The following is a 16242-nucleotide window of genomic DNA, read 5'->3' on the forward strand; positions in this document are numbered from 1 at the left end:
GCCCCGGGCCGACTGCTGACCAGAACCAGGGCCAACTGTGCGCATCCCATTCGACCCGCGGCGGAGCAAACGCAGGGTCAATCCAGACGGCAGCATGTCGCTGACCGATCACCTGTACGAGCTGCGGACCAGGTTGCTCCTGTCGATTCTCGCGGTGCTGATCACCACCGCGTTCGGCTTCTACTGGTACTCGCACGAGATCTTCGGCATCCAGAGCCTCGGTGACCTGATGCTTGGGCCCTACTGCTCGTTGCCGCAGGCGAACCGCGCCGAACTCACCAGCGACGGCGCCTGCCGACTGCTGGCGACCGGACCGTTCGAACAGTTCATGCTCCGGTTCAAGGTGGCGTTCACGGCGGGCATCGTGCTCGCCTGCCCGGTCTGGCTGTACCAGCTCTGGGCATTCATCACCCCAGGGCTGTACGCGAAGGAACGCCGGTACGCGATCGGGTTCGTCGCGGGCGGCGCGGCGCTGTTCGTCTCGGGCGCGGTCCTCGCCTACGTGGTGGTCTCGAAGGCGCTGCACTTCCTGCTCACCATCGGTGGCGACGTCCAGGTGACCGCGCTCAGCGGTTCCGAGTACTTCGGCTTCGTGATCAATCTGATCATCATCTTCGGTGTCAGCTTCGAGATCCCGCTGCTGATCGTGGCGCTCAACGCCGTCGGAGTGCTCAGCTACGACAGGCTCAAGGCCTGGCGCCGCGGCATCATCATGGGCCTGTTCTTGTTCGCCGCCATCGCGACCCCCGGCCAGGACCCGTTCTCGATGCTCGCGCTGGCGGCCGCGTTGACCGTCCTCGTCGAGTTCTCCATCCAGATCGCGCGAGTGAACGACAAGCGCAAGGCCCGCAAGCAGGAGGAGGGCTGGGGCGCTCTCGACGACGACGAGGCCTCGAGCATCTCCGGGGCGACGCCGCTCGACGACGCGTCGACGATCTCCGGTGCGACACCGCTCAAGGACCTCTCCGATACCCTCTGATACACCGGACCCGATGCACGGGCTGCCCTCACGACCTCCGTTCGCCGGCCGGTTCGATGGCAGCCCGTTCGTCGTTGGCGGTACCGGCCGTGTCGTTGGCTAACCTGGCTGTGTGGAACTCGAGACCTTCGCGGCGCAGCTGAGCTTTCCGCTCGATCCCTTCCAGAAGGAAGCCTGCCGGGCGCTGGAGGCGGGGCACGGGGTGCTGGTGTGCGCTCCGACGGGCGCGGGCAAGACGGTGATCGGCGAGTTCGCCGTGCACCTCGCCCTCACCTCGGGCCGAAAGTGCTTCTACACCACCCCCATCAAGGCGCTCAGCAACCAGAAGTACGCCGACCTGGTCGACCGGTACGGCAAGTCCTCTGTCGGCCTGCTCACCGGCGACCTGAGCATCAACCCCGAGGCGCCGGTGGTCGTGATGACCACCGAGGTGCTGCGCAACATGCTGTACGCGAACTCACCGGTGCTGCGCGGGCTCTCGCACGTGGTGATGGACGAGGTGCACTACCTGGCCGACCGGTTCCGCGGCGCCGTGTGGGAGGAGGTCATCCTGCACCTGCCCGAGGAGGTCCGTCTCGTGAGCCTCTCCGCGACCGTCAGCAACGCCGAGGAGTTCGGCGCCTGGATGGAGACCGTGCGCGGGGACACCGAGATCATCGTCGACGAGGTCCGGCCGGTGCCGCTGTGGCAGCACATCATGGTGGGACGGCGGCTCTTCGACCTGTTCGACACCGACGCGCAGAAGGCGGACAGCGGCGCCAAGCTGATCGTCGACCGCGAGCTGGTGCGGCACCTCAAGCAACGCCAGGCGCTGGACCGGGCCGACTCGTGGCAGCCGCGCGGACGCGGGCGCGGGGACCGGAGCGGCTCGAACGGCAACTTCCGGCCGCTGGCCCGTCCCGAGGTGATCGCCCGTCTCGACGAGGAGGGCCTGCTGCCCGCGATCACCTTCATCTTCAGCAGGGCGGGCTGCGACGCGGCGGTCGCCCAGTGCCTGCGGTCGCGGCTGAGGCTGACCACCGAGGAGCAGGTCGAGGCGATCACCACGATCATCGACAAGCACACCGGGGAGTTGCCGCGCGCCGACCTCGAGGTGCTCGGCTACTGGGAATGGCGGGAGGCCCTCGAACGGGGCATCGCGGCACACCATGCCGGGATGCTGCCAGCGTTCCGCCACACCGTCGAGGAGCTGTTCGTCAACGGGTTGGTCCGGGCCGTGTTCGCGACGGAGACGCTTGCGCTTGGCATCAACATGCCCGCCAGGACGGTCGTACTCGAACGTCTGGTCAAGTACAACGGCGAGACCCATGCCGAGCTCACCCCCGGCGAGTACACCCAACTCACCGGCAGGGCGGGCAGGCGCGGCATCGACATCGAGGGCCATGCCGTCGTGCTCTGGCAGCCCGGGATCGAGACCACCGAGGTGGCGGGACTGGCCTCCACCCGCACGTTCCCGCTGCGGAGTTCGTTCCGGCCTGCGTACAACATGTCGATCAACCTCATCGACCGGATGGGGGCGGCCGAGTCACGCTCGCTGCTGGAGCGGTCCTTCGCACAGTTCCAGGCGGATCGGTCGGTGGTCGGGATCGTCCGCACGATCGAACGCAACAGGGTCACCCTCGCGGAGCTCAGCGATCAGCTCGGCGGCGCCGACGGCGAGTTCTTCGAGTACGCCCAGCTGCGGGAGCGAGTGCGCGCACGCGAACGGCAGCTGGAGAAGCAGGGCCGCACGGATCGCAGGCAGGACGCGGTGAGCTCCCTGACGGCCCTCCGGCGCGGCGACGTCATCGCGATCCCGGTGGGACGGCGGTCCGGGCTGGCCGTGGTGCTCGAGACCGATACCGATCCGAACGACCCTCGTCCGCTGGTGCTCACCGAGGACAAGTGGGCTGGGCGGATCTCCGCGGCCGACTTCCCGGCACCCGCAAAGTCGCTGGGCAGCATGCGGTTGCCCCGCCACGTCGACCACCGAACCGCGCGCAGCAGACGGGATCTCGCCTCGGCATTGCGCAGCACCGGGATCGTGCCGCCGGGCCGGTACAGCAAGCGGAAGTCGCCGGCGGCCAGCGACCGCGAGCTGGCGACGCTCCGGCGGGCGCTGCGTTCGCACCCGTGTCACAGCGCGCCGGATCGAGAGCAGCTGAGCCGGATCGGCGAGCGGTACAACTCGCTGGCCCGCGAGACGGAGACGCTGCGGCAGAAGGTCGCGGCGACGACGAACTCGTTGGCCCGGACCTTCGACCGCATCGTCGCGCTGCTGGCCGAACGCGAGTACATCGAGCAGGAGGGACACGGGATCACCGAGAACGGGCAGCGGCTGAGCCGGATCTACTCCGAGAGCGACCTGCTCGTCGCGGAATGCCTGCGGGGCGGCCTGTGGAAGGGACTCGGACCGGCCGAGCTGGCGGGGGTGGTGTCGACGATGGTCTACGAGTCGCGGCAGGACGGCGACACCGGTGACCGCGGACCGACCGGACCGTCACGGCACGCGCTCACCCGGACGTTGCAGGTGTGGAGCGAGATTCGCGCGGACGAGGTTCGGCACAAGCTGCCGCTCACCAGGGAACCGGACTTCGGATTCGTCTCGGCGATCTACAAGTGGGCAAGAGGGGAGCCGTTGGTGGACGCGCTGCTCGCCGCGGGCGATCGCGGGCAGGCCCTCTCCGCAGGCGATTTCGTCCGGTGGTGCAGGCAGGTGATCGATCTCCTCGACCAGGTGCAGTCGACCTCGCCGGACCGGGAGGTGCGCGCCGCCGCGACCAAGGCGGTGCACGCCATCCGGCGGGGCGTGGTGGCGATCGACGCTGCCTGAGCGAGTCGAACGTGATCGCGTTCGACGGCTTCTGCGACCGCCACGCCGTTTGACCTCGGGGTGTCGAGCCGAGGGGGACTACGGTGTACCTCAACACAACCTTCAGGGGAGGCAACGATGAGTGGCCCGGTCGGACCCAGCCAGCCAGACGAGCGCGGGGCGTCAAGCGAGGACCAGCCCGGTGCCGGTGAGCAGTCACCCGCCGAAACCGAGGCGCCCGAAGCCAACCCGCAGGAGGCAGTAGGCGAACCGTCACAGCCGGGGGGTGAGCACACGCCGCAGCACGGCGGCGACCAGACGCAGCAGTTCCAGTGGCCGCAACAGGCCGGTGCGGAACCCACGCAGGCGTATCCGTCTGCGCAGCAGCCGTATCCGGGACAGCAGTACCAGCCGCAGCAGTACCCGGGTCAGCCGCAATACCCGGCGCAGCCCGCGACCGACCCGCAGCAGTGGAGCCAGCAGGCCTGGGGCGCACAGCAGCCCGGACAGCCACAGACCGGCGCCCAGCCGCAGTACCCCGCTTACTCCGCGCCGCAGCAGCCGTATCCCGGTCAGCCGCAATACCAGCCGCAGCCATACCCGGGTCAGCAGCAATACCCGGCGCAGCCCGCGACCGACCAGCAGCAGTGGAGCCAGCAGGCCTGGGGCGCACAGCAGCCCGGACAGCCACAGACCGGCGCCCAGCCGCAGTTCCAGGCGTACAACGCGCAGCAGCAACAGCAGTACCCCGGCCAGCCCGGTCAGTATCAGCAGGGTGGATACCAGCCCGGCCAGCCGCAGTGGGGCGCACCGGTCGCCGGGCAGCCGGGAGGCGGTTCGTCGAAGGCTCCGCTGTGGATCGCCCTCGGCGTCGGCGCCGTGGTGGTGCTCGGCGCCATCGCCGTGATCGCCGGGATGGCGTTCGTCGGCGGTGACACGTTGGACCGGGCGGCGGCCGAGCGCGGCGTCGAGCAGGTGCTCACGGGCTCCTACGGCATCAAGGACGTCGACAACGTGAGCTGCCCCGCCGACCAGAAGGTCGAGAAGGATGAGAGTTTCACCTGCGAGCTGACCGTCGACGGCGAGCCACAGCAGGTGACCGTGACCTTCACCGACGACTCCGGCACCTACGAGGTCAGCAGGCCGACCAGCAAGTAGGTCTTCCCGGGCCGTCCGATCCGACCGTCCACCCGTCCGCCCGACCAGGGCGTCGGGTGGACGGTCGGATTCGTTTTCCGCCACGGTGTCTCGCGTGTTGACGGATTCGGGTGCAGCGTCGCCAATTCTTTGAGAAGGTTCATTGACAATGGCTTTCCGAGGCCTGCGGCCGGCGCCGTCGTGGTCGCGCGTGACACCTGGAGGAAATGTGACGAATGCTCAACCACCCGACATGAAGTTGCAGCGCACAAGCCGCGACATGGCCGTGGTGCCTGGCGCCCTGGCCAGGTGGCTCGCCACCAAGCTCCCCGAGGGCGCCGAGCCCACCGTCACCCTTCATTCCGGGATCGACGCCAACGGGATGTCCTCCGAGACCCTCGTTTTCGACGCGGCATGGTGGGAGGACGGCGAGCAGCGCACCGCCGAGTATGTGGCCCGCGTCGTGCCGTCGGCGGAGGACTTCCCGGTCCTCGAGACCTACGCATTGCAGCACCAGTTCGACACGATGCGGATCGTCGGCGAGCTGAGTGACGTCCCGGTACCCCGCGTGGGTTTCATGGAGCCGTCGGGTGAGGTGCTGGGGATGCCGTTCTTCCTCATGGACCGTCTCACCGGAGTCGTCCCACCCGACGTGATGCCGTACAACTTCGGCGGCAACTGGCTTTTCGACGCATCGCCTGCGGACCAGCGGCGCCTGCAGGACAGCACCGTCAAGGCGCTCGCGGGATTGCACGCGATCCCGGCGGCGGACGAGGCGTTTGCCTTCCTCGACCCGAAGCAGGCAGGCGCCACCGCGTTGCAGCGCAATCTCGCCCGCACCCGCGCCTGGTACGAGTTCGCGGTCCGTGACCTCGAGCGCTCACCGCTGATCGAGCGCGCCCTGACGTGGCTAGAGTCCACCCTGCCGGAGACCACCGAGTCCGTGCTTGTCTGGGGCGATGCCCGCCTCGGCAACGTGATGTACGTCGACTTCGAGCCGGTCGGAGTCCTCGACTGGGAGATGGCGAGCATCGGCCCGCGCGAGCTGGACCTGTCCTGGCTGATCTTCGCCCACCGGGTCTTCGAGTCGATGACTACTACCTTCGGCCTCCCTGGCATGCCGGACTTCATGCGCGAGGAGGACGTCGTGGCCGAGTACGCCGACCTGACCGGCACCCCGATCGGCGACCTGCTCTGGTATCACGTCCACAGCGCGGTCAACTGGGGCGTCCTGTTCATGCGTACCGGGGCGCGATCCATCCACTTCGGGGAGATCGAGCGCCCCGAGGACATCGAGTCGCTGATGCATCACCGATCGCTGTTCGAGAGCCTTCTCGGCGGCCTGGACGAGGTGGCCCCGTGACCGAGCAACTGAACGAACTCGGCTACTACGCGGTGACCCGGCACCCGGCGGACGCCCGGGTGGTCTTCTCGGAGGCCCGCGCGGCGGAGGAGCTCGGGCTGGGCTCCTGTCACGTCGGAGAGCGGTTCACCGTGAAGGACGCAGCGGTCCTGTCCGGTGCGTTGGCGGGCTGCACGAGCACCCTGGGCATCGGCCCGTCGACCAACCCTCACACCAGGCACCCAACCGTCACGGCCACCGTGGGGTCGACCATGCACGCGCTGACCGAGGGGCGCTTCTCCCTGGCGTTCGGCCGAGGCATGGGCGCCTATTGGAAGGCCGTCGGTCTTCCCGTGCTGACCGAGGCGCGGCTGCGTGATTACACCGACATCCTGCGGCGCCTGTGGGACGGGGAGACGATCCTGAACCACGATGGCCCGGCCGGGAAGTGGCCGATGTTGCGCCATGCGAACGGGCTGGCGGACGCGCCACCCATCGGCTTCGTGGCGGTCGGCCCCAAGACGATGGAGCTCGCCGGTGAGATCGGTGACTTCGTGGTGCTCCACACGTTCTTCTCCGACGAGGCGACGGTCGCGTCCGTCGAGGCCGTGCGTCGCGGCGCCGAGCGCGCGGGCAAGGACCCCGACAGCGTCCGCATCTGGGCCTGCCTGGCGACGGTCGGCGACAACCTGCCGGAGGAGGACCGCCTGCGCCGAAGGGCCGGGCGGCTGGTGACCTACCTGCAGGCCTATCCGGATGTGCTGATCCGCGCCAACGGCTGGGACCCTGCCGTGTGGGAGCGGATTCGCCAGACCGAGCTCTACATGCACGCGGCCGCCGTAGGGCCCATCGACGCCAGCGCATCGGTCGAGACGCTGGAGCAGCTCGCCGCGATGATGCCCGACGAATGGCTGAATTCGGCAGCCTCGGGTTCGCCCGAGGCCTGCGCGAAGACCATCGCCCGGCAGTACGACCTGGGCGTGCACTCGGTCATCATGCACGGGGCGACCCCGCAGGAGCTCGCGCCGGTCGTGGCGGCCTACCGCGCCGATCGACCGACGCTGCGCCGGGCCGTCGACGCGAATCCGGGAAGGTTCGCGTGAGCGGCCGCCGGTAAACTGTGCGCAGGACCGGGGGCGTCGCCCCCGGTCCTGCGCGTACCCCTCACGTAGGACGGACCAAGATTGTCAACAACGTCGACAGTGGGCGCGGCGCGCATGTCGAGGACCTGCGGGTCATGACGAGCGAGTCCCCGCAGGCAGCCCGCGCCCTCGAGCAGTGGCTGGTGGCCGTCCCGACCCCGGTCACGACATCGGCCGCCGGCACGCGTCTGAACAAGCGCGGCCTCGAGACCAGGGCACGGCTGCTCGAGGTGGCCATCCGCTGCCTGGCAGAGGGGGGCAGCGAGCCGGTCTCGGCGAACCGCGTCGCCAAGGAAGCGGGCGTGACCTGGGGCACGGTGCAGCACCAGTTCGGTGACCTCGACGGCCTGTGGGTCGCGGTGATCACCGAGATCCATGCCCGCAGTTGGGCCGAGATCCCGGGTCCGTGGCCCGCCCTGAGCGGTTCGCTGCGCGAGCGGGTCGAGGGCGCCATCGACTCCGTCTGGATCTACCTCGACACGCCCGAGGGACGGGCGCTCACCGCGCTGCGGACGTGGCTGCCGCCGCGACGCTCGGACATCGTGACCGAATACCCGAGGACGGCAGCGGCATTCGCCGCCCGCGAGCACGACTGGATCCAGGGCTTCGACTACCTGATGGACGGTCTCGACCTGGACCCGGTCAAGCTGGACCAGGTGCGGTGCCTGCTACCCGCGGCCGTGCGGGGCCTGAGCAACGAGCGCCAACTCGGCTTCACCTCGGACCTCGATGTCGCCCGTCGGACGCTTGCCGAAGCGCTCGTGGCCTTCCTGATCTGAGCCACCACCGACCTAGAGCGTGTCTGACAAAGCGTGGATCCATGCGATTGCGGCGTGGATGAGGACGGCAGCTCGGTAGACGATCGCGTGTTTGTCGTATCGGGTGACGAGGCCGCGCCATTGCTTCGTTTGGCAGAACCGGCGTTCGATCACATTGCGGTTCTTGTAATCGTGGACGTCGAGCCCGACCGGTCTGCCGCCGCGTGAGCCGCGGCGTTTGCGATGCCCCTGCTGGTCTTTGGGCTCGGGGATGACGGCCTTGATGCCGCGCTCGCGCAGGTGCTGTCGGATCGCGCGCCCTCGACCATCGACCGCGCATCCGAGAACTTCCGGCCCGGGCGTCCCGTCGGTTTCGGGAGCATCCCCTCGATCAACGACCCTGGGCATCCGAGAGCAACTGAAAACGCGACACGGGACCAGAGTTCCAGCCAGAACGCTCAACCTGTGCCAGACCCGCCCTAGCCGCACCCGGCCAATGGCTTCGGGTCAGGTCCGCTTGCGGCTCGCGATCTCGTCAGAGAGCTGCTGCACATGGGCGGGGTCCGCGTTCCGGGCAAGGGCGACGTAGTGGTCCATGACGGCCGGCCGGTAGCGCACGGGCAACGTCTGTCGTGGGGCGAGTCGGGTGAGCTCGGTGATCGTGAGGCTTTCGTCTGCGATACCGCGGAACGAGATGCCGTCGGCGGTCTCCACATCGAACATCAGGACCACGCGTGGATTGCTGTTGACCTCCCGCCAGTCGACGAGAACGCCGAGCGCAAGCGCCCCCGTACGCAGTTCCGCATTGCGCTTGCGTGCATCACTGCTCATGAGCGGGTTCGGGGCGACGCCCGGGAAGTCGGGCCCGACGCCGAGCGATTCCCGACTCAGGTCGGGCCTGAGCTGTTCCATCAGATCGTTGAGCTTCTTCTCCGAACCGAACATCTTCGAACCGAACATCTTCGAACCGAACATCCTGCCGAGCATCCTGCCGAACATCCTGACCCCTCCCTCACACCGGTGCCGGAATCTCGGCCTGGCGCTTCGCCCTCACCGCGACTGTACGTCGCCGGCCATTCCCTTCCTGCCCGGGCGTCCCGTCGGTTTCGGGAGCACGAGCATCCCGTCGATCAACGGCCACTGGGCATCCGAGAGCAACTGAAAACGCGACACGGGACCAGAGTTCCAACCAGAACGCTCAACCTTTGTCAGACGCGCCCTAGCCGCCATACCCGTTCCGTGGGGCGGCCATCGCCTTCGTCAGGCGGCCGATCGACGCCCCGATCGCCAGTTCGTCAGCGAGCGCCGCGAGCCGCTCCGCGTCCACGGGAGCGGCAGGCAACGGGTCCGGCCGCGACATCTCGACCGCCGCATCGGTGGCCACCCGCACCACCGGCAGCGCGGCATCGAGATAGTCCGAGGCCGCGGTGAGCCTGGCCCGGATCCCCTTGGCCAGACCGGACTTCGGATCGTCGACCGCCGCGCGAAGCGCCTCGACCGACCCGTATTCGAGCAGCAGCGAGGAGGCGGTCTTCTCGCCCACTCCCTTGACGCCCGGCAACCCGTCGGAGGGGTCGCCGCGCAGGAGGGCCAACTCCGCGTAGCCGATGCCCGGTCGATCCGCGGGCACACCGTACTTCTCGGCCACCTCGAGCGGACCGAAGAGTTCGGCCTTCGACAGTCCGCGCCCGACGTACAGCACCCGCACCGGCACCGGCTCGTCGGCGACGACCTGCAGCAGGTCCCGATCGCCGCTCACCACGACGACCGTGTCGGCGCGTTCGCGGGCGGCAAGGGTGCCCAGCACGTCGTCCGCCTCGAAGCCCTCGGCACCGGCGGTGGCGATACCGGCCGCGGCCAGCACGTCGAGGATCATGTCGACCTGCGGCGTCAGCGTGTCCGGCACCTCCTCGACGTCGGGACCCACCTCGGTCTCGACCGCGACGCGATGGGTCTTGTACGAGGGCACCGCGTCGACCCGGAACTGCGGGCGCCAGTCCAGATCCAGGCACACCGCCAGCCGCTCGGGCTGATGCCTGGTGATCAGTGAGGCGACCATGTCGGTGAATCCGCGGACCGCGTTGACCGGTCGCCCGTCGCGGGAGGTGAACGATTCGGGGAGTGCGTAGTACGCGCGGAACCACAGGCTCGCGCCATCGAGCAGGAGCAGGGGGCCAGTCATGGCCCTCATCCTGCCAAACCGAACTAACCTGAGTGGCATGAGTTCCCACGGCGGTTCCGCGAGCACCTCATCCGACAGTCCAGAAACGCAGGCGCCCGCGCGCTTCCCGACCGCGATCTACGCGGAACGCCTGCGCCGGGCCGCCGAACTCACCGCGGCGGCGGGGCTCGACGCCCTGCTCATCACCCCTGGGCCTGATCTGCGGTACCTGCTCGGTTCGCGGGCGGATTCCTTCGAGCGGCTCACCTGCCTCGTCATCCCCGCCGACGGATCCACTGCCTCCGTGGTGGTTCCGCGGCTGGAGTTGGCGGCGCTCGGCGATTCGGCGACCGCGGAACTGGGTCTGACGGTGCGGGACTGGGTGGACGGTGTCGACCCGTACGCCTTGGTCGCGTCGGGGTTGCCCTCGCCGGCACGGACGGCGGTCGCCGACGCGATGCCCGCGCTGCACGTCATCCCGCTGACCTCGGCCTTCGGCGCACCGCCGGTTCTGGCCACGGACGTGCTCCGCGAGCTCCGGATGATCAAGGACCCGGCCGAGATCGATGCGCTGCGGCGCGCGGGTGCGGCCATCGACCGGGTGCATGCCCGGATGGCGGAGTGGCTGCGTCCCGGTCGCACCGAGGCAGAGGTGGCCGCGGACATCGACGCCGCGATCATCGAGGAGGGCCACACCGCGGCGGAGTTCATCATCGTCGGGTCCGGTCCACACGGGGCGGACCCCCACCACGAGGTCTCGGATCGGACGATCCAGGCGGGGGACGTGGTCGTCGTCGACATCGGCGGCCCGGTCGCGCCCGGCTACAACTCCGATTCGACCCGCACCTACTGCCTCGGTGAGCCCAGTGCGGAGGTGGCCGCCCAGTTCGCGGTGCTGGAGCGGGCGCAGCGGGCCGCCGTGGACGCGGTTCGCCCCGGCGTCACGGCAGAGTCCGTGGACGCCGCTGCCCGCGACGTGCTGGCCGCGGAGGGCCTCGCGGACGCGTTCGTGCACCGCACCGGCCATGGCATCGGCCTGTCGGTCCACGAGGAGCCGTACATCGTGGCGGGCAATCGCATCGAGCTCGCCGAGGGCATGGCCTTCAGCATCGAACCGGGCATCTACTTCCGCGGCGCCTGGGGCGCGCGGATCGAGGACATCGTGGTGGTCACGGCGGACGGCTGCGAGCCGATGAACTCCCGTCCGCACGGACTGACGGTGCTCGGGGGCTGACGGCGCACGTCAGAGGCCGAGCGCGGTGACGGCGTTGCCGTGCAGGCCCGCGTGCTGGCGGGAGTAGATCGCGATCATCCGCTGGTCGGTGTGTCCGCTCTGGGTCATGATCTGTTCGGCGCTCGCGTCGTTGCGTACCGCCTGGGTCACGAATCCGGCCCGGAGGCTGTGCCCGCCGAGCAGGGCAACGAACTCCTCGGCGTACCCGGCCCCGACGGCGCGGCGCTTGATCATCGACGCGATCGCCTGCCCGGACAGGGCTTTGGTGCCCACGCCACCGGTACGGTGCACGGGCCGGAACAACGGCCGGACCTCGGACTCACGGCGCCCGAGTGCGCCGCGGCAACGATGCGTGAGGGGTTCGGGGTCTGGCTCGGCGAGCAACGCACTGACCGCGGGTTTGCCGTCCCGGTCCCACGCGTCCAGCACTTCTCGCCACCGCCAGTAGGCGCATACAGGGCAGGTGATCTCGGCAGAGCCGTAGGGCAGTGTGACCGTACGTCCCGCCGCGGCTTGATCGGTCTTCGACCGGCGGATCGTCACGTACAGTCCGTCCGCCCTGTGCGGGACGACGTCGCCGACCGCGAGCCCCGACAGCTCCGATCGCCGCATCGCGCCGGTCAATCCGAGTAGCAGCAGCGCAGTGTCCCGCCGCTCGGCAGCCCGGTCGGCCCACGAGCCGTGTGCGGACTGGGCACGCATGGACTCGACGATGCTGCGGATGTCGGCGGTGAGCAGCGGCTCGCGCCGAACCGGCGGCGTGGCCCGGGTACGGGCGATACCTCGCAGGATCTCGCGCACGGTGGGGGACTGCCCCGGCTTGGGATGGCCGGCGAGCGAATGGACCTTGTTGATCGAGGCGACCCAGCGCGTCATTGTCGACGACGCGTAGGCGGGTCGGCCGTCCGGCCGTACCTCCGAGGACTTCTCGGTCAGGAACCAGCCCACCAGGTCGGGAGAGGCGGGCAGCGGATCCCGGCCGACGCGCTTGCACCAGCGGATGAAGCTGGTCCAGTCACTCAGTTGCGCGGCGCGTGTGTTTGGGGAGACGGATTCGACGCGCAGGCGATGCATGGCCGCGGCGGCGTCGACCGGGACCGCGAGTGCTCCGGCCGACGAGTCGCCAGCGGTGAGGGATTCGAGTTCGGCCGACACGACTCAGGACGATACGTGGCCGAACCGACAGTTCGCGGCCGGCAGGACCATCCAGGGCGTGCATCTCGGCCAACCGTCACATGACGTAACGAAACCGGGGTGTCGGCGCCCGGAATGCGCTCCGGACGCCGACACTCGCGGGGCATCTTCGTTGCCACTGCGGCACTCCGCCGCAAGTCCTCGCACGTCCCGTCCCATCGTCGGCAGCCCACTTTTCCGAATCCGTTTCGCCGACGGTTCGGCGCACAATTCCGACCCGAAATCCTCTCAGCTAGTAACTCACGATAAGTGGGGATTATGACGATCAAGATTCATCATTTCATTACATGCCTTGTTACGTAACCTGATACGTTACGTAACTATAAGACGGATCGGCAACGAACAGGGGAGTGCACGTGAACACCGAGGACGAGAAGGACGCGGAAACCGCCGAGGAACCGAAGGTGCGCCCAGGCCGGCCCCGGCAGTACGCCAGCGACGCAGACCGCGTCAGGGCCTTCCGCTCGCGCCGGAAGGCCCGCGAGCAGCAGGGCGAACTCGACGCGCTCGCGAACGCGACGCCGAGCGAGGTGGTCGGGGTCCTCGAACGGACACTCGAGGACCTCCGAACCGTCACCGCCAATTCGATCGAGCAGTTCAATGTGTTCGCCCGGCAGATCACCGCCGCCGTGGACAAGCTCAGCGACCCCGACGCGCTCGACGTTGCACTGCACCGCGCCACTGTCGAACTCGCCCAGACGAAGGCGAAGTACGAGACGGACCTGGCCGAGCTGCGGACACGGCACGAGGCCGCGGTGGAGGATCGGGTGAACGCAGAGGCCACCGTCGACGCGGTCGATGCCGAGCTCTCCTCCGCGGTAGAGAATCACCGGCTCGAACTCGAACGACTGTCCACGGACCACCAGGCCGAGCTCCGGAATCTGGAGCAGACGCATGCCGGGGCGCTGCGAGCCGCGACCGAGCGGGTGGCGGCCGTCGAGGCGGATCGCGACACCCGCCTGTCTGCCGCGGAGTCCGACCTCGACGATCTGCGCGGTAGGTTCCGCGAGGCGCAGTCCCAGGCGGAGGCGGCCGAACGAAGGGCCGCGGCCGCCGAACAGTCCGCGGCCGTATCGGAGCAACGTGCCGAGCAGGCAGGCGTGGCGGCCGAACAACGCCTCGAGCAGGTCGTCGCCTCGGCGGAGCAACGGATCGCCGACATGCGCGCCGCGGGCGAGCTCGCTGCGAACACTGCCGCGGCAACGATCGCGCGGCTCGAGAAGTCCGTCGACCACGAACGGTCGGCGGCCTCGTCCGCCCGTGAACGCGCCGACACTCTCAGGGACGACCTCGAGCGGGCCCGCCTCGACACCGGCGAGGCGCGTACCGCCGAGGCCGCACTGCGGGAGAAGTTGGAGGAGCTACGGCCCCGCACTCTCGAAGGTGAGCCGGCAGAGACCGCGACCACGTGACGTTATCGAGGACTGCCCGACCCCGGCGATTCCTTGACAGGCCCCGGCCGCATGGAACCATGGTGAATGGGTATTCGCGACACGCACCGCGACCACAGGAGCGCCGTCATGACTGTTTCCTCACCGACAAGACAGGGTTTCGGATCGATCCGCGCGGGCGGACTGAACTGGGATTCCTTCCCGCTGAGACTGTTCGCCAAGGGGAACTCACTGTTCTGGGATCCGGCGAACATCGACTTCCGGCGCGACGCCCAGGACTGGCGTGAGCTCAACAGCGAACAGCAGCGCAGCGCGACCTACCTGTGCACCCAGTTCATCGCGGGTGAGGAGGCCGTCACCGAGGACATCCAGCCGTTCATGAAGGCGATGTCCGCGGAGGGGCGGCTCGGCGACGAGATGTACCTGACGCAGTTCTGCTTCGAGGAGGCCAAGCACACCGCCGTCTTTCGGCTGTGGATGGACGCGGTCGGCCTCACCGGCGATCTGCATCCCTTCGTCGCGGAGAACCCCTACTACCGCACCCTCTTCTACGAGGAACTCCCCGGCGCTCTCGGCGTGCTCGAGACCGACCCGAGTCCGGCCAACCAGGTGCGCGCCAGCGTCACCTACAACCACGTGATCGAAGGCAGCCTCGCCTTGACGGGCTATTTCGCCTGGCAGAAGGTGTGCACCAAGGAGGGGATCCTGCCCGGGATGCAGGAGCTGATCCGCCGGATCGGCGTCGACGAGCGCAGGCACATGGCGTGGGGCACCTTCACCTGTCGGCGTCACGTCGCCGCCGACGACTCGAACTGGGACGTGGTTCAGCAGCGGATGACCGAGCTGATGCCGCTCGCCCTCGGCATGATCGACTGGGTCAACAAGCAGTTCGAGGTCCAGCCGTTCGGGCTCGACGAGCAGGAGTTCATCGACTATGCGGCCGACCGGGCGCAGCGCAGGCTGGTCGCCATCGAGTCTGCCCGCGGCCGCCCGCTCGAGGAGATCGATGTCGACTACTCGCCGGAGGCTCTCGAGGACCAGTTCGGCAGGGAGGACGCGGCCGTGTTCGTCGAGGCCAGCGAATGAGCTCGGCTAGACGATGAAGGTCCCGGTCGACGGACTGTTCGAACAGATCGGGGCGCTGCCCAGGTTGATCGATCCGAACGCGGTCGCGATCACCTCGCCGTGCCCGGTGTAGACCGTCTTGGACAGGTACGGGTACGCGCCCTCGAGGTTCACGATTCCGCTCTGGCCGGTGGTCGTGTTCACCCACGCGACGGTGACCTGTCCGGCCGCGGGGATCGGCGGGGCGGCAGGGAAGGACTGGAACCTGATCTCGCCGGGCGCGATCCCCGGTTCTGGCCCCGACTGCCCGGTCGCCGCGGTGAGCGACATCAGGCTGCCCTGATTGGGACAGCCGATGGTCAGCACGGGCAGACCGAACGGGTGGGGTGGCAGGGCGGTGGCCGGCCCGGCCACCAGTCCGCCGATGAGGGCTGCGGCGGCCGCGGGGGCAGCCAGCGTGAGGATCATTCGAGTCGTGCGTAGAGCGCGCATTGCTGCTCCCTGGGTCCGAATGTCATTGCCGGACCGGTCGCGGCGGGGCACACGGCCGGTCCCCGACGAGCAATGTATGACCTGGATCACATTAGCCGCCCCCGGCGGGACGCGTCGAGCAGCGATGCTCAGCGGCCGAGCAGTGTGCCCAGGCCCATGACCCGCTGCACCGCGATCTCCACGACGACCCGGGTCGGGTTCTCCCTCGGCTGGCGGTACCGGGCGGCGTAACGGGAGACCGCGTCCGCGACCGCCTCGGGGTCGGACCGCACGGTCGCGGGCCCCTCCAGGGTCAGCCACCGCGGGCCCTCGATCTGGGTGACGGCGGCGTACCCGCGGCGTTCGGCGTTGATCGCCTTCTGCGAGCCGCCGTTCGTGATCACCCTGGCGAGCCCGCTCTCCGGATCCCAGGTGAACCCGACCGCCACCACATGCGGGGTGCCGTCCAGGCGCAGCGTCGAGAGGGTGGCCAGGTGCCGATCGGTGAGGAAGGCGAGCGCCTCGGCGGACAGATCTGCTGGGTTGAAGGGGGTGCGGGCCATGTGCCGACCGTAGT

Annotated in this window: 15 protein-coding genes; 9 read left to right on the forward strand and 6 right to left on the reverse strand. The window is 68.9% G+C overall.

Annotation, left to right across the window (positions count from 1 at the left end; all coding sequences use genetic code 11):
* The first annotated feature begins 37 nt into the window (after positions 1-37).
* The 6 genes from tatC (at position 38) to JOE46_RS04590 (ending at position 8170) form a co-directional block, all read left to right on the forward strand.
* Positions 38-979, forward strand: a complete 942-nt coding sequence (gene tatC / locus JOE46_RS04565; protein WP_097209753.1) for a twin-arginine translocase subunit TatC — start codon at positions 38-40, stop codon at positions 977-979.
* A gap of 112 nt (positions 980-1091) precedes the next feature.
* Positions 1092-3791 (forward strand): RNA helicase, encoded by a 2700-nt coding sequence (locus JOE46_RS04570; protein ID WP_097209752.1) that lies wholly within the window; start codon positions 1092-1094, stop codon positions 3789-3791.
* A gap of 117 nt (positions 3792-3908) precedes the next feature.
* A complete protein-coding gene (locus tag JOE46_RS04575) occupies positions 3909-4928 on the forward strand; it encodes a DUF4333 domain-containing protein (RefSeq protein ID WP_209926432.1) in 1020 nt (339 codons plus the stop codon).
* Positions 4929-5160: 232 nt separating this feature from the next.
* The gene (locus JOE46_RS04580; protein ID WP_209926434.1) at positions 5161-6270 is read left to right on the forward strand and encodes a phosphotransferase family protein; all 1110 of its coding nucleotides are present in this window, start codon (positions 5161-5163) and stop codon (positions 6268-6270) included.
* On the forward strand, positions 6267-7352 hold the full coding sequence (locus JOE46_RS04585) for a TIGR03857 family LLM class F420-dependent oxidoreductase (RefSeq protein WP_209926436.1): 1086 nt from the start codon (positions 6267-6269) through the stop codon (positions 7350-7352). The genes JOE46_RS04580 and JOE46_RS04585 overlap by 4 nt, the downstream gene beginning before the upstream one ends.
* Before the next feature lie 134 nt (positions 7353-7486).
* On the forward strand, positions 7487-8170 hold the full coding sequence (locus JOE46_RS04590; protein ID WP_209926437.1) for a TetR/AcrR family transcriptional regulator: 684 nt from the start codon (positions 7487-7489) through the stop codon (positions 8168-8170).
* A 12-nt stretch (positions 8171-8182) separates the two neighbouring features.
* On the opposite strand, the gene JOE46_RS04595 is transcribed toward JOE46_RS04590, so the two are convergent.
* The 3 genes from JOE46_RS04595 to JOE46_RS04605 all read right to left on the reverse strand — a co-directional run bounded on the left by JOE46_RS04595 (position 8183) and on the right by JOE46_RS04605 (position 10331).
* Complete coding sequence (locus JOE46_RS04595) at positions 8183-8557, reverse strand: transposase (protein ID WP_209926438.1); 375 nt, start codon at positions 8555-8557, stop codon at positions 8183-8185.
* A 99-nt stretch (positions 8558-8656) separates the two neighbouring features.
* The gene (locus JOE46_RS04600; RefSeq protein WP_245220930.1) at positions 8657-9148 is read right to left on the reverse strand and encodes a hypothetical protein; all 492 of its coding nucleotides are present in this window, start codon (positions 9146-9148) and stop codon (positions 8657-8659) included.
* A 220-nt stretch (positions 9149-9368) separates the two neighbouring features.
* Positions 9369-10331 (reverse strand): 5'-3' exonuclease, encoded by a 963-nt coding sequence (locus JOE46_RS04605; protein WP_209926439.1) that lies wholly within the window; start codon positions 10329-10331, stop codon positions 9369-9371.
* 37 nt (positions 10332-10368) lie between these two features.
* Here JOE46_RS04605 and JOE46_RS04610 point away from each other — a divergent pair, with 37 nt between their 5' ends.
* Entirely contained in the window at positions 10369-11544 is a 1176-nt protein-coding gene (locus JOE46_RS04610) for a Xaa-Pro peptidase family protein (protein ID WP_097209746.1), read from the forward strand.
* Between the two features lie 9 nt (positions 11545-11553).
* Here the strand turns inward: JOE46_RS04610 and JOE46_RS04615 are convergent, their stop codons facing one another.
* On the reverse strand, positions 11554-12699 hold the full coding sequence (locus JOE46_RS04615; RefSeq protein ID WP_257016953.1) for a tyrosine-type recombinase/integrase: 1146 nt from the start codon (positions 12697-12699) through the stop codon (positions 11554-11556).
* Between the two features lie 395 nt (positions 12700-13094).
* On the opposite strand from JOE46_RS04615, the gene JOE46_RS04620 reads away from it, so the two are divergent.
* Together JOE46_RS04620 and JOE46_RS04625 are read left to right on the forward strand one after the other, a co-directional pair.
* Entirely contained in the window at positions 13095-14150 is a 1056-nt protein-coding gene (locus JOE46_RS04620) for a hypothetical protein (protein WP_097209745.1), read from the forward strand.
* 108 nt (positions 14151-14258) lie between these two features.
* Positions 14259-15215: a R2-like ligand-binding oxidase gene (locus tag JOE46_RS04625; RefSeq protein WP_097209958.1), complete on the forward strand. Its 957-nt coding sequence runs from the start codon at positions 14259-14261 to the stop codon at positions 15213-15215.
* A gap of 6 nt (positions 15216-15221) precedes the next feature.
* Here JOE46_RS04625 and JOE46_RS04630 read toward each other — a convergent pair whose 3' ends face one another.
* Both JOE46_RS04630 and JOE46_RS04635 read right to left on the reverse strand, forming a co-directional pair.
* Entirely contained in the window at positions 15222-15686 is a 465-nt protein-coding gene (locus JOE46_RS04630; RefSeq protein WP_097209744.1) for a hypothetical protein, read from the reverse strand.
* A 128-nt stretch (positions 15687-15814) separates the two neighbouring features.
* Positions 15815-16228 (reverse strand): PPOX class F420-dependent oxidoreductase, encoded by a 414-nt coding sequence (locus JOE46_RS04635; protein WP_097209957.1) that lies wholly within the window; start codon positions 16226-16228, stop codon positions 15815-15817.
* Positions 16229-16242: the final 14 nt, after the last annotated feature.

The sequence above is a fragment of the Rhodococcus sp. PvR099 genome, from assembly GCF_017833315.1.
Classification (GTDB): domain Bacteria; phylum Actinomycetota; class Actinomycetes; order Mycobacteriales; family Mycobacteriaceae; genus Rhodococcus_G; species Rhodococcus_G oryzae.

What these genes read in the sequence shown, in the direction of transcription:
- JOE46_RS04635 (WP_097209957.1), bottom strand. Translation starts at nt 16,228, where the DNA reads ATGGCCCGCACCCCCTTCAACCCAGCAGATCTGTCCGCCGAGGCGCTC.
- JOE46_RS04595 (WP_209926438.1), bottom strand. Translation starts at nt 8,557, where the DNA reads ATGCCCAGGGTCGTTGATCGAGGGGATGCTCCCGAAACCGACGGGACG.
- JOE46_RS04610 (WP_097209746.1), top strand. Translation starts at nt 10,369, where the DNA reads ATGAGTTCCCACGGCGGTTCCGCGAGCACCTCATCCGACAGTCCAGAA.
- JOE46_RS04625 (WP_097209958.1), top strand. Translation starts at nt 14,259, where the DNA reads ATGACTGTTTCCTCACCGACAAGACAGGGTTTCGGATCGATCCGCGCG.
- JOE46_RS04590 (WP_209926437.1), top strand. Translation starts at nt 7,487, where the DNA reads ATGACGAGCGAGTCCCCGCAGGCAGCCCGCGCCCTCGAGCAGTGGCTG.
- JOE46_RS04630 (WP_097209744.1), bottom strand. Translation starts at nt 15,686, where the DNA reads ATGCGCGCTCTACGCACGACTCGAATGATCCTCACGCTGGCTGCCCCC.
- JOE46_RS04580 (WP_209926434.1), top strand. Translation starts at nt 5,161, where the DNA reads ATGAAGTTGCAGCGCACAAGCCGCGACATGGCCGTGGTGCCTGGCGCC.
- JOE46_RS04600 (WP_245220930.1), bottom strand. Translation starts at nt 9,148, where the DNA reads ATGTTCGGCAGGATGCTCGGCAGGATGTTCGGTTCGAAGATGTTCGGT.
- JOE46_RS04575 (WP_209926432.1), top strand. Translation starts at nt 3,909, where the DNA reads ATGAGTGGCCCGGTCGGACCCAGCCAGCCAGACGAGCGCGGGGCGTCA.
- JOE46_RS04605 (WP_209926439.1), bottom strand. Translation starts at nt 10,331, where the DNA reads ATGACTGGCCCCCTGCTCCTGCTCGATGGCGCGAGCCTGTGGTTCCGC.